The sequence below is a fragment of the Pseudomonas sp. WPR_5_2 genome, assembly GCF_003634475.1.
Lineage (GTDB): Bacteria > Pseudomonadota > Gammaproteobacteria > Pseudomonadales > Pseudomonadaceae > Aquipseudomonas > Aquipseudomonas izuensis.
In genome coordinates this window covers 806,870-828,142 of record NZ_RBLA01000001.1, presented here as the reverse complement: position 1 = coordinate 828,142, position 21,273 = coordinate 806,870, and the positions used below count along the sequence as shown (strand labels likewise).

General features: G+C 61.5%; 20 protein-coding genes. 10 read left to right on the top strand and 10 right to left on the bottom strand.

Annotated features, from left to right (window positions below; all coding sequences use genetic code 11):
- Position 1: 1 nt before the first annotated feature.
- The 3 genes from BJ917_RS03630 to BJ917_RS03620 are packed head-to-tail and all read right to left on the bottom strand — an operon-like array spanning position 2 to position 3,575.
- The gene (locus tag BJ917_RS03630; RefSeq protein WP_121101939.1) at positions 2–1,279 is read right to left on the bottom strand and encodes a dihydrolipoamide acetyltransferase family protein; all 1,278 of its coding nucleotides are present in this window, start codon (positions 1,277–1,279) and stop codon (positions 2–4) included.
- A complete protein-coding gene (locus BJ917_RS03625; RefSeq protein WP_096510874.1) occupies positions 1,280–2,338 on the bottom strand; it encodes an alpha-ketoacid dehydrogenase subunit beta in 1,059 nt (352 codons plus the stop codon).
- 1 nt (position 2,339) lies between these two features.
- Positions 2,340–3,575, bottom strand: a complete 1,236-nt coding sequence (locus tag BJ917_RS03620) for a 3-methyl-2-oxobutanoate dehydrogenase (2-methylpropanoyl-transferring) subunit alpha (RefSeq protein WP_096510876.1) — start codon at positions 3,573–3,575, stop codon at positions 2,340–2,342.
- A gap of 185 nt (positions 3,576–3,760) precedes the next feature.
- Between BJ917_RS03620 and bkdR the strand changes: the two genes are divergently transcribed.
- On the top strand, positions 3,761–4,249 hold the full coding sequence (bkdR, locus tag BJ917_RS03615) for a Bkd operon transcriptional regulator BkdR (protein WP_008059350.1): 489 nt from the start codon (positions 3,761–3,763) through the stop codon (positions 4,247–4,249).
- A gap of 125 nt (positions 4,250–4,374) precedes the next feature.
- Here bkdR and BJ917_RS03610 read toward each other — a convergent pair whose 3' ends face one another.
- The gene (locus BJ917_RS03610; RefSeq protein ID WP_096510878.1) at positions 4,375–5,238 is read right to left on the bottom strand and encodes an MBL fold metallo-hydrolase; all 864 of its coding nucleotides are present in this window, start codon (positions 5,236–5,238) and stop codon (positions 4,375–4,377) included.
- Between the two features lie 160 nt (positions 5,239–5,398).
- On the opposite strand from BJ917_RS03610, the gene BJ917_RS03605 reads away from it, so the two are divergent.
- The 3 genes from BJ917_RS03605 (at position 5,399) to nahK (ending at position 10,286) form a co-directional block, all read left to right on the top strand.
- Positions 5,399–6,205 carry a sulfite exporter TauE/SafE family protein gene (locus tag BJ917_RS03605; RefSeq protein ID WP_121101936.1) on the top strand — a complete coding sequence of 269 codons (807 nt, stop codon included), beginning with the start codon at positions 5,399–5,401 and terminating at the stop codon, positions 6,203–6,205.
- 354 nt (positions 6,206–6,559) lie between these two features.
- On the top strand, positions 6,560–7,723 hold the full coding sequence (nosP, locus tag BJ917_RS03595; protein ID WP_121101931.1) for a nitric oxide-sensing protein NosP: 1,164 nt from the start codon (positions 6,560–6,562) through the stop codon (positions 7,721–7,723).
- On the top strand, positions 7,653–10,286 hold the full coding sequence (nahK, locus tag BJ917_RS03590; protein ID WP_256658494.1) for a hybrid sensor histidine kinase/response regulator NahK/ErcS': 2,634 nt from the start codon (positions 7,653–7,655) through the stop codon (positions 10,284–10,286). The genes nosP and nahK overlap by 71 nt, the downstream gene beginning before the upstream one ends.
- 122 nt (positions 10,287–10,408) lie before the next feature.
- On the opposite strand, the gene BJ917_RS03585 is transcribed toward nahK, so the two are convergent.
- The 6 genes from BJ917_RS03585 to BJ917_RS03560 all read right to left on the bottom strand — a co-directional run bounded on the left by BJ917_RS03585 (position 10,409) and on the right by BJ917_RS03560 (position 15,617).
- The gene (locus tag BJ917_RS03585; RefSeq protein ID WP_096510885.1) at positions 10,409–11,071 is read right to left on the bottom strand and encodes a response regulator transcription factor; all 663 of its coding nucleotides are present in this window, start codon (positions 11,069–11,071) and stop codon (positions 10,409–10,411) included.
- Between the two features lie 56 nt (positions 11,072–11,127).
- Positions 11,128–11,685 carry a PQQ-dependent catabolism-associated CXXCW motif protein gene (locus BJ917_RS03580; protein WP_096510887.1) on the bottom strand — a complete coding sequence of 186 codons (558 nt, stop codon included), beginning with the start codon at positions 11,683–11,685 and terminating at the stop codon, positions 11,128–11,130.
- Positions 11,686–11,910: 225 nt separating this feature from the next.
- Positions 11,911–12,702, bottom strand: coding sequence for an ABC transporter permease (locus tag BJ917_RS03575; RefSeq protein WP_096510889.1), 792 nt, complete (start codon positions 12,700–12,702; stop codon positions 11,911–11,913).
- A complete protein-coding gene (locus tag BJ917_RS03570; RefSeq protein ID WP_121101925.1) occupies positions 12,702–13,430 on the bottom strand; it encodes an ABC transporter ATP-binding protein in 729 nt (242 codons plus the stop codon). The genes BJ917_RS03575 and BJ917_RS03570 overlap by 1 nt, the downstream gene beginning before the upstream one ends.
- Complete coding sequence (locus BJ917_RS03565; protein WP_096510893.1) at positions 13,427–14,401, bottom strand: YVTN family beta-propeller repeat protein; 975 nt, start codon at positions 14,399–14,401, stop codon at positions 13,427–13,429. Before BJ917_RS03565 ends, BJ917_RS03570 begins: the two co-directional genes overlap by 4 nt.
- Positions 14,402–14,432: 31 nt before the next feature.
- Positions 14,433–15,617, bottom strand: a complete 1,185-nt coding sequence (locus BJ917_RS03560) for an ABC transporter substrate-binding protein (RefSeq protein WP_121101922.1) — start codon at positions 15,615–15,617, stop codon at positions 14,433–14,435.
- A 157-nt stretch (positions 15,618–15,774) separates the two neighbouring features.
- Here BJ917_RS03560 and BJ917_RS32175 point away from each other — a divergent pair, with 157 nt between their 5' ends.
- The 6 genes from BJ917_RS32175 to BJ917_RS03535 all read left to right on the top strand — a co-directional run bounded on the left by BJ917_RS32175 (position 15,775) and on the right by BJ917_RS03535 (position 21,099).
- Entirely contained in the window at positions 15,775–15,903 is a 129-nt protein-coding gene (locus BJ917_RS32175) for a hypothetical protein (protein WP_256658493.1), read from the top strand.
- Positions 15,904–16,004: 101 nt separating this feature from the next.
- A complete protein-coding gene (pedF, locus tag BJ917_RS03555) occupies positions 16,005–16,466 on the top strand; it encodes a cytochrome c-550 PedF (protein ID WP_096510897.1) in 462 nt (153 codons plus the stop codon).
- Positions 16,467–16,470: 4 nt separating this feature from the next.
- Positions 16,471–17,346 (top strand): ABC transporter substrate-binding protein, encoded by an 876-nt coding sequence (locus BJ917_RS03550; RefSeq protein ID WP_096510899.1) that lies wholly within the window; start codon positions 16,471–16,473, stop codon positions 17,344–17,346.
- Positions 17,347–17,355: 9 nt separating this feature from the next.
- Positions 17,356–18,117 carry a quinoprotein dehydrogenase-associated SoxYZ-like carrier gene (locus BJ917_RS03545; protein ID WP_096510901.1) on the top strand — a complete coding sequence of 254 codons (762 nt, stop codon included), beginning with the start codon at positions 17,356–17,358 and terminating at the stop codon, positions 18,115–18,117.
- Between the two features lie 16 nt (positions 18,118–18,133).
- On the top strand, positions 18,134–19,072 hold the full coding sequence (locus tag BJ917_RS03540) for a quinoprotein relay system zinc metallohydrolase 1 (RefSeq protein WP_121101919.1): 939 nt from the start codon (positions 18,134–18,136) through the stop codon (positions 19,070–19,072).
- Positions 19,073–19,323: 251 nt separating this feature from the next.
- Complete coding sequence (locus BJ917_RS03535) at positions 19,324–21,099, top strand: PQQ-dependent methanol/ethanol family dehydrogenase (protein WP_096510905.1); 1,776 nt, start codon at positions 19,324–19,326, stop codon at positions 21,097–21,099.
- The last annotated feature ends 174 nt before the right edge of the window (positions 21,100–21,273 follow it).

Here is a 21,273-nt window from a genome sequence, read left to right as displayed (position 1 = left end):
CTTACTCCATAAACAGCGTGGCGGGTTGTTCGAGCAGGCCACGGATGGCCTGGATGAAGAGCGCCGCGTCCATGCCGTCGACCACGCGGTGATCGAAGGAGCTGGAGAGGTTCATCATCTTGCGGACTACGATCTGGCCTTTGATCACCATCGGCCGTTCGACAATCTTGTTCACGCCCACAATCGCCACTTCCGGCAGGTTCAGCACCGGGGTGCTGACGATGCCGCCCAACGCGCCCAGGCTGGTCAGGGTGATGCTGGAGCTGGACAGCTCATCGCGGCTGGCCTTGCCGTTGCGTGCGGCGGTGGCCAGGCGGGCGATTTCCGCCGCGCTGTCCCACAGGCTGCGAGCTTCGGCGTGACGCACCACCGGCACCATCAAGCCGATGTCGGCCTGGGTGGCGATGCCCACGTGCACCGCGCCGAGGCGGGTGATGACCTGGGCTTCGTCGTCGTAGCGGGCGTTGATCTGCGGGAAGTCGCGCAGGGCGACGACCATGGCGCGGACCAGGAATGGCAGCAGGGTCAGCTTGCCGCGGGTCGCGCCGTGTTTCTCGTTGAGGTGCGCGCGCAGCTCTTCCACGGCCGTCACGTCGATTTCCTCGACATAGCTGAAGTGTGCGGCGCGTTGCGTGGCGTCCTGCATGCGCTGGGCAATCTTGCGGCGCATGCCGATCACCGGGATCTGCTCTTCGTCGTTACGCTGGATGTAGGCGCTGCTGACGGACGATGCATTGGATTGGCCCTGGGCCAGGTAGGCATCGAGGTCTTCGTGCAGCACACGACCGGCCGGGCCGGAGCCACGTACCAGACGCAACTGAATGCCGAGGTCCAGCGCATGTTTGCGCACGGCCGGGGAGGCCAGCGGGCGTTCATTGGCTTCGCGGGCGACCATCGGTCCCTGGCATACGGCTGCCGGACGCGGTGCTGCCACCGGTTTGCTTTCCACGACCGGTTCGACTTTCGGCGCGGCGACTGCTGGCGTTGCTTTAACGGGAGCCGCCGCTGGTGCAGCCGATTCCTTCACGTTGCCCGCGCCTTCGACTTCAATGCTGATCAGGATACTGCCAACCGCCATGACTTCGCCGGGCACACCACCCAATGCGATCACCTTGCCATGCACCGGCGACGGAATATCTACCATCGCCTTGTCGGTCATGACATCGGCCAGCACCTGATCCTCGACGACCAGATCGCCGACTTTCACGTGCCACTGAGACAATTCAACTTCTGCGATGCCTTCGCCAATGTCCGGCATCTTGATAACGTGCGTGCCCATTCAGACCTCCATAACCCGTTTCAACGCCGCGCCCACACGGGACGGCCCTGGGAAATACGCCCACTCTTGCGCATGCGGGTAGGGGGTGTCCCAACCGGTGACGCGTTCGATCGGCGCTTCCAGGTGATGGAAACAGTGCTCTTGCACCAGTGCAGCCAGTTCGGCACCGAAACCGCAGGTGCGAGTCGCTTCGTGAACGATCACGCAGCGCCCGGTTTTCTTCACCGACTTGGTGATGGTTTCCAGGTCGAGCGGCCACAGGCTGCGCAGGTCGATGACTTCGGCATCGATGCCGCTTTCTTCCGCGGCGACTTGCGACACATAGACGGTGGTGCCGTAGGTCAGGATGGTCACGTCCTTGCCCGGACGGGTAATGGCGGCAACGTCCAGCGGCACGGTGTAGTAGCCATCCGGTACTTGCGCGGCGGGGTGTTTCGACCACGGCGTTACCGGGCGGTCGTGGTGGCCGTCGAACGGGCCGTTGTACAGGCGTTTTGGTTCCAGGAAGATCACCGGGTCATCGTTTTCGATGGAGGCGATCAGTAAACCCTTGGCGTCGTAGGGATTGGACGGCATCACGGTGCGCAGGCCGCAGACCTGGGTGAACATCGCCTCGATGCTCTGGCTGTGTGTCTGGCCACCGTAGATGCCGCCGCCGCATGGCATGCGCAGGGTCATCGGTGCGGTGAATTCGCCGGCCGAGCGATAACGCAGGCGCGCTGCTTCGGAAATGATCTGGTCGGACGCCGGGTACACGTAGTCGGCGAACTGGATCTCGGCCACCGGGCGCAAGCCGTAGGCGCCCATGCCCACGGCGACACCGACGATGCCGCTCTCGGAGATCGGCGCATCGAACACCCGCGAGGTGCCGTACTTGGTCTGCAGGCCTTCGGTGCAACGGAACACGCCGCCGAAGTAGCCTACGTCCTGGCCGAACACGACCACATTGTCGTCACGCTCAAGCATCACATCCATGGCCGAGCGCAGGGCCTGGATCATGGTCATGGTGGTCGTGGTCATGGCGGTTTCCAGCTGAATATTGTTGTTGTGATCGTTCATGTCAGATCCCCAACTGCTGACGCTGGCGCTTCAAATGCTCCGGCATCTCTTTATAGACGTCTTCGAACATGGTCGCGGCGCTTGGAATCTGGCCCCCGGCGAGGGTCCCGAATTGCTCGGCCTGTTTCTGCGCGGCGATCACTTCGGCTTCCAGCTCGGCGCTGACGGCGGAGTGTTCCTCTTCGGACCAGTGGCCGACCTTGATCAGGTGCTGCTTGAGGCGCGCGATCGGATCGCCCAACGGGAAGTGGCTCCAGTCGTCGGCAGGACGGTATTTGGACGGATCATCGGAGGTCGAGTGCGGGCCGGCGCGGTAGGTGACCCATTCGATCATGGTCGGGCCGAGGTTGCGGCGGGCGCGTTCGGCGGCCCAGGCGGAAGCGGCGTAGACCGCGTAGAAATCGTTGCCGTCGACCCGCAGGGAGGCAATGCCGCAACCGACACCACGACCGGCGAAGGTGGTGGCTTCACCACCGGCAATGGCCTGGAAGGTGGAGATGGCCCACTGGTTGTTGACCACGTTGAGGATCACCGGCGCGCGGTACACGTGGGCGAAGGTCAGGGCGGTGTGGAAGTCCGACTCGGCGGTGGCGCCATCGCCGATCCATGCCGAGGCGATCTTGGTATCGCCCTTGATCGCCGAGGCCATGGCCCAGCCCACGGCTTGTACGAATTGGGTGGCGAGGTTGCCGGAAATGGTGAAGAAACCGGCCTCTTTCACCGAGTACATGATCGGCAACTGGCGTCCCTTGAGCGGATCGCGCTCGTTGGACAGCAGCTGGCAGATCAGATCGACCAGCGGTACGTCGCGGGCCATCAGGATGCTTTGCTGGCGGTAGGTGGGGAAGCACATGTCGTCGATGTTCAACGCCAGTGCCTGGGCACTGCCGATGGCTTCTTCGCCGAGGCTCTGCATGTAGAAGGACATTTTCTTCTGGCGCTGGGCGACGACCATGCGGTTATCGTAGATCCGCGTCTTGAGCATGGCGCGCATGCCTTTGCGCAGGATCTCCACCGGCACGCCTTCGGCCCACGGGCCCAGGGCATTGCCCTGATCGTCGAGCACGCGAATCAGGCCGCGGGCCAGATCGGCCGTTTCGGCGGGTTCAACGTCGATTGGGGGTTTGCGCACCGTGCCGGCATCGGTCAGGTGCAGGTAGGAGAAGTCGGTTTTACAGCCGGGACGGCCCGAAGGTTCCGGGACGTGAAGGCGCAGCGGTTCGTACGCTTGGTTCATGGCTTCTACGCTCGATCTTGTGAATTTCTTGTAGTGAGCTGACAGGCTTCGTTCGGTAAACGAAATCTTGTCCTACAACAATCATAGGCCCGGCCAAGAAGAATATTTCTCTCTGTTTCGTTGCGCTAAAGATCATTTGCAGATAAAAAATCTGCATAAACATAAAAAACAGGTGTTTTTGTCTCATGCGCAAACTGGACCGTACCGATATCGGCATTCTCAACAGCCTTCAGGAGAACGCACGCATCACCAACGCTGACCTCGCGCGATCGGTCAACCTGTCGCCGACGCCGTGTTTCAACCGGGTCAAGGCGATGGAAGAACTGGGCCTGATTCGCGAGCAAGTGACCTTGCTCGATGCCGACCTGCTGGGGCTGCACGTGAATGTGTTCATCCATGTCAGCCTGGAAAAACAGGTGGAGGAGGCGTTGCAGCATTTCGAGGAGGCGATCTCGGATCGCCCGGAAGTGATGGAGTGCTACCTGATGGCCGGCGACCCGGATTACCTGATCCGGGTCCTGGTGCCGACCATCCAGTCGCTGGAGCGTTTCATGATGGACTTTCTGACCAAGGTGCCAGGGGTGGCGAACATCCGTTCGAGCTTTGCGCTCAAGCAGGTGCGCTACAAGACGGCGCTGCCGTTGCCGGCCAACGGCTTGACCTTGGGCACCTGAGGTAAGCAAACCCTGTGGGAGCAAAGCTTGCTCGCGATGGCGTCCGTCCAGTCAACTGCGAGGGTGCCTGATACGCCGCCATCGCGAGCAAGCTTTGCTCCCACAGGTTTGCGCAGGGGGCGGGCTTAGAATTTGTTCAAGGGGATTTTCAGGTAGGTCACGCCATTGTCCTCTGCCGGTGGCAGGTTCCCCGCCCGTACATTGACCTGAATCGCCGGCAGCAATAGCGTCGGCATGCCCAACCCGGCATCGCGGCGGGTGCGCATGTCGACAAAGGCTGCTTCGTCGATGCCGTCGCGCACGTGGATGTTGCTTTTACGCTGTTCGGCCACCGTAGTCATGCAGCCCGGTTCGCGGCCCGCGGGCGGGTAGTCGTGGCAGACGTAGAGGCGCACGCTGGCGGGGAAGGCCAGCAGCTTGTGGATCGAGGTGAACATCTGGTGGGCATCGCCACCGGGAAAGTCGCAGCGCGCGGTACCCACGTCCGGCATGAACAGCGTATCGCCCACCAGAATCACATCGTTGCCGATCAGGTACGCCATGTCCGCCGGGGTATGGCCGGGCACATGCAGGGCCGTGGCCTTGAGGTTGCCGATGTGGAATGACTCGTCGGGGGCGAACAGGTGATCGAACTGCGAACCGTCGATACGGAATTGCGGTTCAAGATTGAACAGCGCCTTGAATACGTCCTGCACCTTGCAGATCGATTGGCCGATGGCGATCTTGCCGCCCAGTTCCCGGCGCAGGTACGGCGCGGCGGAGAGGTGATCGGCGTGGGCGTGGGTTTCCAGCAGCCACTGCACTTGCAGCCGGTGCTCGCGCACGAATGCGATGATCCGGTCGGCGTGCACGGTAGCGGTTCGGCCGGCGGCGGCGTTGTAGTCGAGCACCGGGTCGACGATTGCGCATTGCCCGCCTTCAGCTTCGTAGATCACATAGCTGTAGGTGGACGAGGCGTCGTCAAAAAAGGCTTCAATCAAGGCTGACATGGTGTTTTTCTTCGTGGAGAAGCCATGAGGTTAGTTTCATTCTCGCTGTGCTGACCAGTCCCGCGTCAATTCTGTTAATGAAAAAAAACGTGCGGGCTCTATCCTGTCACTCAATCGATACCGGGCGTTCCCGGCCTTTGTCATGGATTACGAGCGTTCTATGTTGCTGGCGAGTTTTTTTGGTGTGGTCATGGGGCTGGTGCTGGGTTTGACCGGGGCCGGCGGCGGCATTCTTGCCGTACCGGCGCTGGTGCTGGGCCTGGGGTGGAGCATGACCGCGGCGGCACCCGTTGCACTGTTTGCCGTGGGCAGTGCGGCGGCGGTCGGGGCTATCGATGGATTGCGCCACGGTTTGGTGCGCTATCGTGCGGCGTTGTTGATTGCGGCGCTCGGCGCTGTTTTTTCGCCGGTGGGCATCTACTTCGCCCATCAGTTGCCGGAAAAAGTCCTGATGATCCTCTTCAGTCTGCTGATGGTCATGGTGGCCGGGCGGATGCTGCGTCGGGAGCGCAAGGACGAGGGACCCAGTGATCACGGCCATGCCAATTGGGGTCAGAAAAACTGCATGCTCGACCAGCAGACCGGGCGCTTTTCCTGGACGGCCAAATGCACCGCGACCCTCGCGGCCCTCGGCGCGGTGACCGGCGTGGTCTCGGGTTTGTTGGGCGTGGGTGGCGGCTTTCTGATTGTGCCGGCCTTCAAGCAACTGACCGACGTGCAGATGCGCGGGATCATCGCCACGTCCCTGATGGTGATCAGCCTGATCTCGGCCATCGGCGTGATCGGCGCGTTGCACGCCGGGGTGCGCATCGACGGGCTGGGCGTGGCTTTCATTGTCTCCAGCATCGTCGGCATGATCATCGGCCGAAAACTCTGCGCCCGCGTCCCGGCGCGGTCGTTGCAGGTGGGGTTTGCCAGCGTCTGCCTGGTGGTTGCCGGTTATATGCTGCTGAACGCCGTTCTCTAAACCGGAACCAGCTCCTGTGGGAGATTCTATGTTGCAGGGGAACCCTGCAGCTTTAAATTTGGCTGGTATTCGCTCTGATTTTTCATGAGGGCGCTTGCTCCCGTTGGAGCACGTAGCGGTCCTGATTCTGATCGCGCATCGTCCGGTTTCGGGCCTGCTGCGCAGGCCAGCGGGAGCGAGCTCCCTCGCCACAAAAGCGCGTGCATCTCTCCTTTTGCTACAGCCTTCAAGTCCCCATCGCCTCAAACAATCTCATCCCATCGAACCGCCTGACCGCTACCCAAGTAGCATACGTCCCGGTCCCAAGCCTTCGTACACTCGCACTTCATACACACGCACCTGCGGGGGGCGACGATGGCGCAGGTTCAGAACGAAGGTATCGTCAGCGCCATGTCCCTGGCCACCGATCCTCAGCAGGCGGCACAGGACCTGGCGCGGCAGTTGTTGCATCCGAATCTGGGTTTCGTGTTGTTCTTCTGTTCCGCCGGATACGATTTGCAGGCGCTGGGCCGGGCCTTGCAGCAGAGTTTCGGCGGCATACGCCTGGCCGGTTGCACCAGCGCCGGGGAAATTACCCCGCTGGGTTACGGGCGCAATTGCGTGACAGCGGTGGGCTTCGACCATCGACACTTTTCCATTGCTCTGGAACTGATCGATGAAATGGAGCACTTCAGCCTCATCGACGCGCAGCAGATGGTCGAGCGCCTGGTCAGTGGTTGCCGCAGTAACACGCTGGCCCCGATCAAGGGCAATAGTTTTGCCCTGACCTTGCTCGATGGATTGTCCAGTCGTGAGGAAACGGTTCTCGCGGCCTTGAGCGCGGCGCTGGGTGACATTCCGCATTTCGGCGGTTCGGCCGGGGACGACAACTGCCTGACTCACACCCATGTGTATTTCGACGGTGGATTTCACAGCGGCGCGGCTCTGGTGGTGCTGGTCAATACCTGGCTGGACTTTGAAGTGTTCACCACCCATCACATCCTGCCACGGGCGGAGAAACTGGTGGTCACTGGCGTCGACAGCGCTTCGCGACGGGTCTTCGAACTCAATGCCGAGCCCGCTGCCGCCGAGTACGCCCGGCACATCGGCGTACCGGTGGCCGAGCTCGACCACCGGGTTTTCGCCGCGCACCCGCTGGCGGTTCGGTTCAACGAGCAATATTACGTGCGGGCCATTCAGCAAGCTCATTCGGACCTGAGCCTGAGTTTTTATTGTGCCGTGGAGAACGGCATCGTCCTCACCGCCATGACCCCCGGGCCCTTGCTGCCGAACCTGCAAAGCCTGTTCACCGGCTTGCAGGAACGTCTCGGCGATTTGCTGCTGACCATCGGCTGTGACTGTTTTCTGCGGCGCCTGGAGCTGGAAGACAACGGCAGCCTGGAACAGATCGGCAGCTTTTTGCGCGAGCAGCGGGTGATGGGTTTCAACACCTACGGAGAACAGTTCAATGGCACGCACATCAACCAGACCTTCACCGGCGTTGCCATTGCCCGGGGCCGGTCTCTCGGCAAGCGTTGATTTGCAGGCGAAGATTACCGACCTGCAACACGACAACCGGAAACTGCAGCGGATAAACGCCGCGCTGATCGAACGGATCGAGTCCGGCATCACCCGTGGCAACGATCCCTACGCGGCGTTCCAGCATTCGGTGGTGCTGGCCGAGCAGGTGCGCGAGCGCACAGACGCCTTGAATCAGGCCATGGGCGAACTCAAGGCTGGGAACCATTTGCTCAGCGAAGCCCGCCTGCGCGCCGAAACCGCCCATCGACATCTGATCGACGCGATGGAGAGTATTTCCGATGCCTTCGTGCTGTTCGACGCCGAGCAGCGCATTGTCCTGTTCAACAGCCGTTTCAAGGCGTTCTGGAGCAACAGCCGGGTGCGGATCAACGCCGGCATGCGCCTGACCGAGGTCAAGCGCCTGATGATGAACAATGGGCTGTTTACCGAGGAACCCCGCGGGCATGCCGATGAAAACCTGCTGTATCGCCTGCAGGACGGTCGCTGGCTGCAAGTCAGCGAGCGACCGACCCAGGAAGGCGGGCGGGTGATCCTGTTCACTGACATCACTGACGTCAAACTCAGCGAAACCGTGCGCCGCGAACAGGCGGTGGCGCAGAAGTCACACCTCTTGCAACGGGCGGTCGACAATCTGTCCCAAGGGGTGGCGATGGTCAACGCAGAAGGCATTCTGGAACTGTGGAACCGGCGATTCGTCGAGCTCAGCGGCCTGGCTCCGGTGGCGGCTCATCGCCCGTTTGCCGATGTGATCGCCGACAGTGAGTTGACCTTGCTGACCCCGGCCAGCCGTGGTTCGAACGGTCGTCCCATACAGGAGTGCGAACAACGGTTGTGCGATGGCCGGGTCCTGGAAGTACGCACCCATCCGTTGCCCACTGGCGGTTTCGTCAATACCTTCACCGACATCACCGAACGCTACCAGCACGCCGAAGCCTTGAGTGAAAGCGAGCGCTGGATTCGCCTGATCACCGACCATGTGCCGGCATTGATTGCCTACCTCAACGCCGATCTGGTGTATGAGTTCACCAATAAGGTCTACGAAGAATGGTACTGCTGGCCGCGCGGGGTGATGCTCGGCCAGAGCCTGCGCGAAGTGCACAGTGAGCAGCATTACCAGCGGCTGGAGTCCTATGTGAGCAGGGCGCTGGCGGGGGAAAGCGTGACCTTCGAATTCGCCGAAACCAACGTCAACGACCAGGAACGTTATATGTTGCGTTCCTATGTGCCCAATCGTCTGGCCAACGGTGAAGTGGTAGGGATTTTCGTATTGATCCGCGACATTACCGAACGCCGGCGCACCGCCGAGGCATTGCATCAGGCTTATCAGAACCTCGAGCTGCGGGTTCGCGAGCGCACCGCGGAATTGACCAATCTCAACGACCAGTTGCGGCGCGAAATCGAGGAACGTCGCCAGGTCGAATCACGCTTGCGCGAAGCCAAGCTGGAAGCGGAACAGGCTAACTTGTCGAAGACCAAGTTTCTCGCCGCCGTCAGCCACGATCTGCTGCAACCGCTCAACGCCGCGCGGCTGTTCACCAGCGCCTTGCTGGAGCGGCGCGAGCCGATGGCCAGCGAGATGCTGGTGCGCAATGTCAGCAATTCCCTGGAAGACGTAGAAAACCTGTTAGGCACTCTGGTGGATATTTCCAAGCTCGATGCCGGGGTGATCCAGGCCGACATCGCACCGTTCGCCTTGAGCGAACTGCTGGAAAATCTCGCCGGCGAATACACCCAGGTCGCGCGCAGCGAAGGCCTGCAATTGCACTTCATCGGCTGTTCGGCATGGGTGCGCAGCGATATCCAGCTGCTGGCGCGGATCCTGCGCAACCTGTTGAGCAATGCCATTCGCTACACCCCCAGCGGCCGCGTGATCCTTGGTTGTCGGCGCCATCGCCAGCGCCTGTCGATCCAGGTCTGGGACAGCGGCGTAGGCATTGCGGAGAATCGTCTGGAAGAGATTTTTCTGGAGTTCAAGCGCGGGGATGTGCAGCGGCCGGATCAGGATCGTGGTTTGGGTCTGGGGCTGGCCATCGTCGAGAAAATCGCCAGCATTCTCGGACATCGTATCGATGTGCGTTCGTGGCCGGGCAGGGGCTCGATGTTCTCGGTAGAGGTGCCCGTGAGCGCCACCGCGCCCAAACCTTTGCCCAGCCTGCCGATGAGTGAGCCGATGCTCGAACGGCTGCGCGGGGCACGGGTGTGGGTGCTGGACAACGACGCGACCATTTGCGCCGGCATGCGCACGCTGTTGGAAGGTTGGGGATGTCGGGTGGTGACGTCCCTGTCGGAAGACGACCTGGCGCGGCAGGTGGACAACTATCATGCCGACGCTGATTTATTGATCGCCGACTACCACCTGGCCAACGATCAGAATGGCGTCGATGCCGTCGCCCGGATCAACGCTCGTCGTGCTTCACCGATCCCGGCCCTGATGATCACCGCCAACTACAGCAATGAGCTCAAGCAGCAGATCCGTGAACTGGGCCATACCTTGATGCACAAGCCGGTACGGCCGATGAAGCTGAAGATGGCGATGAGTCATTTGCTCGCCAGATCCTGATTTCCCGGGTGTCGATGCGGGCCTCATCGCTGGCAAGCCGGCTCCCACAATGGATGTGTGTTGTTCAAAAAGCCCTGTGGGAGCTGGCTTGCCAGCGATGGGAGCGACGCGCACTACCTGTTTCACCGCCGCAAATAAGCCCCGAAATCGATATCCCCGGCACTCAGTATTGCTTGCACCCGGTTGTGCACGTTGAGCTTGCGCAGGATCGCCGAGACGTGAGCTTTGACTGTGGTTTCGGCGATTTCCAGGCTGTAGGCGATCTGTTTGTTCGACTCGCCCTTGGTCATGCGTTCCAGTACCTGCAACTGCTTGCGGGTCAGGGCCTGGAGCAGTTCCGGTGGGAAGCTCGGCGTGTCGTTGCGCCGATGCGTGCTGCTTCTGGCCGTGCGGATGATGTCTGGCGGCAAGTAGACGTTGCCATTGAGAATCTGCTGGATGGCATCGGTCATTTGCGTCCGGGGCGAGGATTTGGTGATGAAGCCCACCGCGCCATAGGTGATGGCTTGCAGGACGATCTGCTTGTCCTGTTCGGCAGAGACGATCACCACGGGAATGGTCGGTGCTTCGTTGCGCAGGTTGATCAGGCCATTGAGCCCGTGCATGCCGGGCATGTTCAGGTCGAGCAGGATCAGGTCCAGGTCATCGTGGTCCCGGGTCAGTGCCAGGGCGCTGTCGAGGTCGGCGGTTTCCATCACCTCACTGCCGGCAAAACCATCACTGATGACGTTATGTATGGCTTCGCGAAACAGCGGGTGATCGTCGGCAATCAGAATTTTGTACATAGCCTTTCACCTCATTATTTTGATTATGGTGTGGCAACAACGTGCACGCGTAAAGCTCAGGGAAAGGGTTCAGGCTGGGCTCGAGTCACCGGCAGTTTGGCCGCTTGCCAGGCATCCAGGCCATCGCGGTACCAGTACAGTGATGTATAGCCCAGGCGCGCCGCACGCTTGACCGCATTCCAGCTCAGCCAGCAGTCGGCGCGACAGTAGAAGACCAGCGGTCGCGTCGGGTCGCCACGGGTCAGCTTTTTCAGGTTGCCCGCAAAGTAGTCCTGCCATTGTGGCGTCAGCTCGCCATCGCCGGTGTTGGCCAGCCAATGGCTGCCGGGCAGGTTTTCGTGAGGTTGGTCCTCGATGAAGCGACCTTGCAGCCATTGGCGGCGATAGACATCGATCAGCACCGGTGGCGGGTTTTGCTCAAGCAGGGTTTGCAGGACGGGTGTATCGATGATGGTCGCGTCCTGCATGAGGTCCGGCGTGGGGCTGCGGTACAGGTCGATGCGATAGCCATCAGGGGAAAACAACGGAGTTTGCGCCTGCGCGCCAGCCAGCCACAGGCTGAGCGACAACGCAGCGAGAGTGGGACGCAACAGGCGACGTCGGGCACGCGGCATGGGGATTGATCCTTATCGTTATGCGCCCATTACATGCCAGTGGCAGTGCGTTGGGAATGCGACGATAGGTCGGTAAAACCAGTACTAAAGTCGTAATTTTTCCTCGTCCAATGAAGAACCCCTGTGGGAGCGAGCCTGCTCGCGATTGCGGTGGCACATCAAACTCTGATGTGGCTGACAGATCGCATTCGCGAGCAGGCTCGCTCCTACAGGGGATTGGTTTTGTTAGGTGGATTTGCGCAGGGCCGCGTGTTGGGGGTTGAAGGTCAGGACGGCAAGGAGCGCGAATACCAACGTCAGCCCCGCACACACGGCCAGCGCCAGCGGGTTGAACCGCTCATACAAGGCAAATCGCACCAGCTCCACCGCATGGCTGAACGGATTGACCGCACACAGCCAATACAACCATTCGCTGGCCTCGCGCATTTTCCACAGCGGATACAGCGCCGATGACAGGAAAAACAGCGGAAAAATCACGAAGTTCATCACCCCGGCGAAGTTTTCCAGCTGGCGGATGGCGTTGGACAGCAACAGCCCCAGGGCGCTGAGCATCAATGCAACCAGCAACAGGGCGGGCAGCACCAGCAGCAGGCCCATGGCCGGCGGCTGCACGCCGTAGACCCAGGCAATCGCCAGGAAGGCATACACCTGCAACAGCGAGATCAGCGACGTGGCCAGCAATTTGCTGCACAGCAGAAAGGTCCGGGGCAGGGGGCTGGTCAGCAGCACGCGCATGCTGCCCATTTCGCGGTCGTAGACCATCGACAGCGAGCCCTGCATGCCGTTGAACAGCAGGATCATGCAGGCCAGGCCCGGAATGATGTAGACCTCGTATGGGATGTAAGTGTCGTAGGGTTCGATAATGGCGATGCCCAGTGCCGCGCGAAAACCGGCGGCGAACACCAGCAGCCATAGCAGCGGCCGTACCAGGGCGCTGAGAAATCGCGTGCGTTGCAGCACAAAGCGCAGCCATTCACGCAGGACGATGCCGCTGAAACATTGCCAGTAAGCATTCATCAGGCAGCTCCTGTGGTGGTCAGGCAAGTGAAGGCGGTGTCAAGGTCGCCGCCGTGCGCCAGGCTCAGCACATCGGCCTGTCCGCTGGCCACCAGCCGGCCCTGATGGAGAATCAACAAGTCGTCGCTGGGCTGCACTTCATCCAGCAGGTGAGTGGTCCAGAGCACACTGATCTGCTGTTCGCGGCAAAGAGTGCGAATGTGTCGGTTGAGCGCCAGGCGACTGGCCGGGTCGAGGCCGGCGCTGGCCTCATCCAGCAATAACAGGCGCGGTTGATGTAGCAGGGCGCGGGCGATTTCTACCCTGCGGCGATGACCGCCGTTGAGGTTTCGTACCCGCTCGCCGCGACGTTCATCCAGACCCTGGCGGGCCAGTTCCGCGTTGACGCGCAAGCCGGTCTCATGTCGCGACAAACCATGCAGCGCGGCGTGATAACGCAAGTTCTGTTCGACGCTGAGGTCCAGGTCCAGGGTGCTTTGCTGAAACACTACGCCCAGCTGTTTGAGCGCGGGGCGCGGCGCTTGGCGCAATGAGCAATTGCCCACCCGGATATCGCCGTGCTGCAAATCATAGAGCCGGGTCAGCAGGGCGATCAGGGTTGATTTGCCGGCGCCGTTGGGCCCCAGCAACGCGGCGAAACGCCCCGGTGCCAAGTTGAAGTTCACCTGGCGCAACGCTTCCCGAGAACCATAGGAGAAGTTCAGGTCGCTGACTTCCAGGGCGTTCATGGCGTCACCACCACGCCCCAAGGGTAACGCCCGACCTTCACTGACTTGCTGACCTTGAGGCTGTCGACATCGATCACCGACACATCGCCGCTGACGCCATTGGTGGCGAGCAATTGCTTTTGGTCCGGCGTAAACGCCAGTTGCCAGACACGTCGGCCCACCAACAGGTAATCAAGAATCTCGAAGGACTTGGCGTCGATGACGGCCACGTGATTGGCCGGGCCCAGGGCTACGAAGGCGTATTTGCCGTCGGCGCTGAGCTTGATCCCCACAGGCTGCACCTTGTCCGGGTGCACGCCCTTGATCTGGAAGTTCAGGGTCTTGAGGATGTGGCGGCTGGCGACGTCGAGAATCGTCACCGTGCCGCCGATTTCCGCCGAGGCCCAGAGTTGCGAACCGTCATTGCTGAACTCGACGAAACGCGGACGCTGATCTACCAGTGTGCTGTCGGCCAAGGTTTGGGTGCTGGTGTCGATCCAGTGCAGCATGTTGGTGGTTTCGCTGGTGTTCACCGCCCACTTGCCATCGGGGCTGACCGCCATGCCTTCGGGCTCGACGCCGACGTTGATCTGTCCCAGGACCTTGGAGGTCTCGGTGTCGATCACCGTGACCAGCGCATCGTCTTCGTTGGAGACGTACAGCCAGCGGTTGTTGGGGTGCAGGGCGAATTGCTCGGGGTCCTTGCCCGAAGGCAGTTCCTTGATGATCTTGCGGGTGGCAACGTCCATCACCTGAACCCGGTCCGAGTCGCTGGCGCAGATGTACAGCAACGTGTTGTCGTGGGACAGCAGCAGACCCCGGGGGCGCTGGCCGACCGGCAGGGTCTCGGTGACTTGCAGGGTCTGCATGTCGATCAGGCTCAGGTTGTTGTCCTTTTCGTTGGAGACCCAGGCGGTGCTGGCGACCGCGTGGCCGGCGGCAAGCAGCAGGGCCCAAGAGAGTAGGGAACGGCTAAGCAGTGTGCGGCGCATGACAGTGTCCTTGTTGTTGTAGTTGTTGTGGTCAGGGAAAGCGGCAGCTGACCTCGGGTTTGTCGTAACCCAGGCTGTCCATCTCGTTGAAGGGGTGCAGGAAGCCGTCTTGCGGCGAAGTGCTGACCAGCGCCCGGGGTTGCACGATGGGAATCGGTTGGCGCAGCTGGCCGTTCCACGGGCGGTAGCTGAGCTTGCGCCCCTTGAAACCGTCCAGCGGCAACTGATCGCTGATTTCCAGAGCACGAATCGCCATCGGCTCGGTCTGGCGCAGTTTGCTCACGGCGCTGGCAATGCTGCGTACGGCGATCCACGCAGCGAAGTCGCGGTCGTTCATCCAGCGTCCGGCGAGGGCTTCGAAGCGCTTTTGTAACTGCGCGGCGCCGTAGGTTTCCACGGTCTTGTGCCAACCCACCGGCGTCAGGCCCTGGGTGCCGGCGACCGGGCGCGGGTACCAGGTCTGGTATGGCACGTACTCGCCGAAGTCCCCACGTTCGTCCGCCACCAGCACCGCGTCGTATTCGGCGGTCTGGGTGAACAGCGGCATGTCGGCCTGGGCGCTGCGCCGTTGATCGTTATCGAAACTCCAGGGTTTCTCCGCAACCAGCCGCAAGCCGAAGCGCTTGGCCGCCCGGCGCAGGGCGGCGGCGTAGGCCTGGTCATCGGCGGTCGGGCCGACGATCAGCAGTACCCGTTGCCATTTACGTATCACCAGGAACTGCGCCAGTGCGTCGGCGAGCATCGCCCGGCTCGGCAAGCTGTGCAGCACGTTCGCCAGGCAATCGGTGGTGCGCAGGCTGTCGTCGGGGCTGCCGGCGTTGAACAGCAGGCTGTCGGGCAGGGCTGCACTGAGTTGGCGCAGGCTGCTGGCTGGCGCGTTCACCACAAACAGGCGCAGGCCTTGTTCATGCTGGGCTTTCGCAGCGATGAGCAAGGCTTCGGGGCTATCGACGCTGGCGCTGGCCAGGCTGTAGTTGTGATTGAGAAAGCGCCCGGTGCTGTTGCTGTCGATAATCGCCAGTTCAGCGCCTCGCAGCCCGGCGTCGGCGGGTTCGGGAATCACGTTGGACAGCAGCGGGCCGGGATCGGGGCGATAGCCCAGGTAGCCGATGGGTACCTGCAAGGGCGCGTCCGCGGCCTGGCTTTGGGTCGCCAGCCCGGCGGCACAGGCAATCGCCAACAGGTAGATCAGGGCGTATGGGGCAAGCTGGCGCATAGGGCACTCCATTACAGGTAGCGCCAGCATAGGAAGCCCCAGGCATCGTGGAAATATGCAGAAAGTATCGACGAGCCAGTACCAAGGTAGTAGCTGCGGGCGGTCGGCGCGGTTTTAGCATGGGCTCTTGCGGCCATGACTCCAGGGGGGACTGACCATGCGTATCGTCAAGGCACTGCTTTTGCCATTTCTGCTGATCCTGACCCTGATCGGCGTCGACCGGCTCCACGGCGCGCGCCCACATGATCCGGGCGTCCCGCCAAACGCCTTACTACCAAGGGATTAGACGCCGGCCACCAAAGCAGCATGGGACCGCTGCGCCGGGGTTCCTAAGATGGCGCCATAGCCTCTGCCAAGAGGTTTTGCGTGCAACCTGAGGGCATAACAATGACAACGAAACGCAACGCCTTGCTCGTCACCGGACTGTTGGCCGGTCTTATCAGCGCCGGCTCCGTCTGGGCCCACGGTAATGTGGTGCCACAGGCCGTCGAAACCAAAGGACTGACTGCCATCAAGGATTCCGGTGTGCCGGTCAATGCCGATGGTTGGGCTTCGGTGAATCCTTACCGTACGTCCCCGGAGCACGATAAGGCAGTGGAAATCGGCTCATCGGCCTACAACCAGAACTGCGCGGCTTGTCATGGCCTGGAAGCCAAGTCCGGTGGCATCGCCCCCGATTTGCGCATGCTCGATGCCGCTGACGCCGGTGATGAGTGGTTCGTCGAACGGGTGCGCAATGGCGCAGTGCGCGATGGTCGGGTGTACATGCCGAAAATGGCCGACTACCTGAGTCAGGAAGCGTTGTGGGCGGTTCGCACTTATCTGGACACCGTGCACGTCGAGGAGTGACCCCATGCGCCTGCTTGCGATATTGCTCGGCGCGGTGTGGCTGTGCTGCCAGTCGGTGCAGGCGCAGGTGCGCAACTACGACGAAATGATCGCTGCCGGGGAGCTGAAGGTGGCGGTGTACAAGGATTTCGCGCCCTACAGTTTCGAGCAGGATGGCAAGCCCCAAGGCGTCGACGTGGAGTTGGCCCAGGCGCTGGCCAAGGCGTTGGGCGTGCGCCTGACGCTGATCTGGGCGCCGCCCGGGGAAAAGCTCGACGACGACCTGCGCGACTACATCTGGCGTGCCAGTGCCTTGCACAACCAGCAACTGGCCGACCTGATGATGCGTGTGCCTTACGATCGCGACTACGCGCAAAAGCGCAATGAACTTGGCGAACTGGAAAACGGCCATGTGGTGATGTTCGGCCCTTACCAGAACGAGCAATGGCAAGTCGCCTATGATCGTCGCCGCCTCGACAAAGTCGCCAGCGTTGCGGTGTTCGAGCAGCACCCGATCGGTGTCGAAGTCGACAGCGTGCCGTCGTTCTACCTGACCTCAGTATTCAACGGCATGCTCGCTGGCAAGACCCATCACTACCCCGGCGTGCCCCAGGCATTTGCCGCCATGAAGGCTGGTGAGGTCGACGCGGTCATGGCCATGCGCGGCGAGATCGACTGGCAGGTGCATGAAGCCGCCGACCCGCAAATTGCGCTGGCCGAAAATGCCTACCCGAACATGGGCAAGCAACTCTGGGAAATCGGCATGGCGGTGCATGAAAGCAACCGGCAACTGGCGTATGCCGTGGAAGAAGTGCTGGAAGGGCTGATCCGCGAGGGTTCGGTCAGATCCATCTACGGGCATTACGGCCTGCGCTACGACGTGCCCGAAATGTACCAATAGGAGTGGGCGATGAAATGGCAATGGAGTTGTCTGTGGGCCTGCTGTTTAAGCCTGAATGTACATGCCGCTGAAGTTGGTCCGGGCAAAGACCCGGTGCCATCGGTGATGTGGGCCTTTTATCAGAAGCAGTTTCTGGGCGATGCACCGTTTGTGTTCGATGAGCGGGTCAAGCTGCTGGCACCGCCCTTTGCTGAAGATGCGCGACAGGTACCCCTGGAGATCGACGCCCGGGCGTTCAAGGGCGAGGTGGTGAAAATCTTCGCCTGGGCCGAGCTCAATCCCTTGCCGAAAATCGTCGATTTCGAGCCGGTGACTGGCGTGCTGCCGTGGCTGTCGATCCGCATCCGCGTCGAGCAGGCTACACCGTTGCGCGCAGCGGTCCTGACCCGTGACGGGGTGTGGCATGTCGGCTCGACCCTGATCGACGCGGCCGGCGGCGGTTGCACCGCGCCGAGCGTGGTACGCACCGAACCGGGCTGGGAGGAACACGTCGGTGAGGTGCTGGGCGGGCGCTACCCGCGCAAGGATTTCAGTCGCTTGCGCTTGCAGGTGGCGCATCCGATGGACAACGGCATGGTCAGCGGCATCCCGGAGTTTTTTATCAACCAGGCCGAGTTGCGCGGTCAACAGGATCAACTGCTGGCACGCCTCGAACTGTTCCCCGCCGTCAGCGAAAACCCCAGCCTGGCGTTCGATCTGGAGGGGGCAGGGCAGACGCGCCTGCTGCTGCGCGATAACAGCGGCAATCAATTTGATGCGTCGATTCCCTGATCCAAAGGAGCCTGTCATGCGCTGGATGCTGCTGTTGTTCATCGCCGTCGGCCTGCCGGCCATGGCCGATCTCGAATACTCGCTCAGGCCCCGGCAGATCGCCGAAGACACCTGGCTGCTGGAAGGCAGCACCGATAATTTCGGCAAGGACAATGGCGGCAATATCGTCAACACCGCGTTTATCGTGACCGAGCGCGGCGTGGTGGTGATCGACACCGGACCCTCGAAGCGTTATGGCGAGGCCATGCGCCGGGCCATTGCCGCCACCACCGATAAACCGGTGATCCAGGTGTTGCTCACCCATCACCATCCCGATCATGTACTGGGTAATCAGGCCTTCACCGACGTGCCGATCGCCGCACTGGCCGGCACCACCGAACTGCTGAAAAAGCAGGGCGATGCCATGGCCGAAAACATGTATCGACTGGTGGGCGACTGGATGCGTGGCACCGAGGTGGTCTTGCCGACGCAAACGCTGACCCCTGGCGTGGAAAGTTTTGGGAATCATGATCTGCGCCTGATAGGTCTGGGTGGGCATACGGGTGCGGATCTGGCTATTCTCGACCAGCAAACCGGCGTGCTGTTCGCCGGGGACCTGGTGTTTTATCAACGGGCCCTGACCACGCCCAACAGCCCAGGGCTGGCGGTGTGGCTGGGGGATATCGCGACCCTGCAGGGGTTGCCCTGGTCACTGATCGTACCCGGTCACGGACCGGTGGCCAGCGATGCACAACCCTTCGTCCAGATGCACGATTACCTCAGCTGGCTCGATCAACTGATGCGCGACGGCGCGGCCAATGGCAGCGATATGGCCGAGATGATCCGCAGTCCCATCCCGGAGCGATTCGCCGGGATCAGCCTGAGTCGCTATGAGCTGATTCGCAGCATCAGTCATCTGTATCCGCGCTATGAGCGCGCACAGATGACACGGGTTGATTCCACCACGCAGCAATAATCAACACCGCCCCCCTGTAGGAGCGAGCCTGCTCGCGATGGTGGTCAACGATAACGCTGGAAATCTGACACCCCGCGGCGTTCTCGGGTTCATCGCGAGCAGGCTCGCTCCTACAGGGGGAGGCGAACCTGTACCAAGGAACTAGAAATCTCCACATTGCGGCCAATTGTTGGCAGGGCGGCGGCGCTCAAGAATCTGCACCAGACCGGGAAAATTTCCCGGGCATAACAAAAACCGCAGAGGAAGCCGTCATGACTCAACCCGCACGTCGCCAGCCCTTCGTCCTGAGCCTGTTGCTCAGTGCCATGCTGTTGTCCGGCCAGGCGCTGGCCGGCGTTTCCGACCAGGACATTCTCCAAGACCCCAAGAACCCGGAGCAGGTCGTCACCAACGGCCTGGGCGTTCAGGGGCAGCGCTATAGCCCGCTGGATATTCTCAACGTCGAGAACGTCAAGGAATTGCGCCCGGCGTGGGCGTTTTCCTTCGGCGGCGAAAAACAGCGCGGCCAGCAGGCGCAGCCGATGGTTAAGGACGGCGTGATGTACATGACCGGGTCGTACTCTCGGGTGTTCGCCGTGGATGCACGCACCGGCAAGAAGCTCTGGCAATACGATGCGCGCCTGCCCGATGACATTCGCCCCTGCTGTGACGTGATCAACCGCGGTGTCGCGCTGTATGGCGACCTGGTGATCTTCGGCACCCTCGACGCCAAGCTCGTGGCGCTGAACAAGGACACCGGTAAAGTTGTCTGGAGCAAGAAAGTCGCCGACCACAAGGAAGGCTACTCAATCAGCGCCGCGCCACTGGTGGTCAACGGCAAGCTGATTACCGGCGTGGCCGGTGGCGAGTTCGGCGTGGTGGGCAAGATCGAAGCTTACGATCCGAAAAACGGTGACTTGCTGTGGACCCGGCCGACGGTCGAGGGCCATATGGGTTACGTGTACAAGGACGGCAAGGCCGTGGAAAACGGTATCTCTGGTGGCGAGGCAGGCAAGACCTGGCCGGGCGACCTGTGGAAGACCGGCGGTGCGGCGCCCTGGCTTGGCGGCTATTACGATCCGGAAACCAACCTGCTGCTGTTCGGCACCGGCAACCCGGCACCATGGAACTCGCACCTGCGCCCGGGCGACAATCTCTACTCATCGTCGCGCCTGGCGCTCAACCCGGACGACGGCACCATCAAGTGGCACTTCCAGAGCACGCCCCACGATGGCTGGGACTATGACGGCGTGAACGAGCTGGTGTCGTTCAACTACAACGAAGGCGGCAAGGAAATCAAAGCGGCGGCCACCGCCGACCGCAACGGCTTCTTCTACGTGCTGGATCGCACCAACGGCAAGTTCATCCGTGGTTTCCCGTTCGTGGACAAGATCACCTGGGCCACGGGTCTGGATAAAACCGGCCGGCCGATCTACAACGAAGCCAGCCGTCCCGGTGCGCCGGGTTCAGAAGCCAAGGGCAGTTCGGTGTTCGTGGCGCCGGCGTTTCTCGGCGCGAAAAACTGGATGCCGATGGCCTACAACAAGGACACCGGACTGTTCTACGTGCCGTCCAACGAGTGGGGCATGGACATCTGGAACGAAGGGATTGCCTACAAGAAAGGCGCAGCGTTCCTTGGCGCCGGGTTCACCATCAAACCGTTGAATGAAGACTACATCGGTGTGCTGCGGGCCATCGATCCGAAGACCGGCAAGGAAGTCTGGCGGCACAAGAACTACGCGCCGTTGTGGGGTGGGGTGCTGACCACCAAGGGCAACCTGGTGTTTACCGGCACGCCGGAAGGTTTCCTGCAGGCGTTCAATGCCAAGACCGGCGAGAAGGTCTGGGAGTTCCAGACTGGCTCCGGCGTGCTCGGCTCACCCGTGACTTGGGAAATGGACGGCGAGCAGTACGTCTCGGTGCTGTCCGGCTGGGGCGGCGCGGTTCCGCTGTGGGGCGGCGAAGTGGCCAAGCGGGTGAAGGATTTCAACCAGGGCGGCATGCTCTGGACCTTCAAGTTGCCGAAGGATCTGGTGGCCAAGCACTGATCCCGAACTCAACACCTGCCCCCTTGTGGGAGCGAGCCTGCTCGCGATGAGGCCAGCACATCCAACAATGATGTCGCCTGACACACCGCCATCGCGAGCAGGCTCGCTCCCACAGGTTCTTGTGTCGTTCTCGAATTATGCAATCGACACCAAACCCGGTGGGAGCGTGGCTTG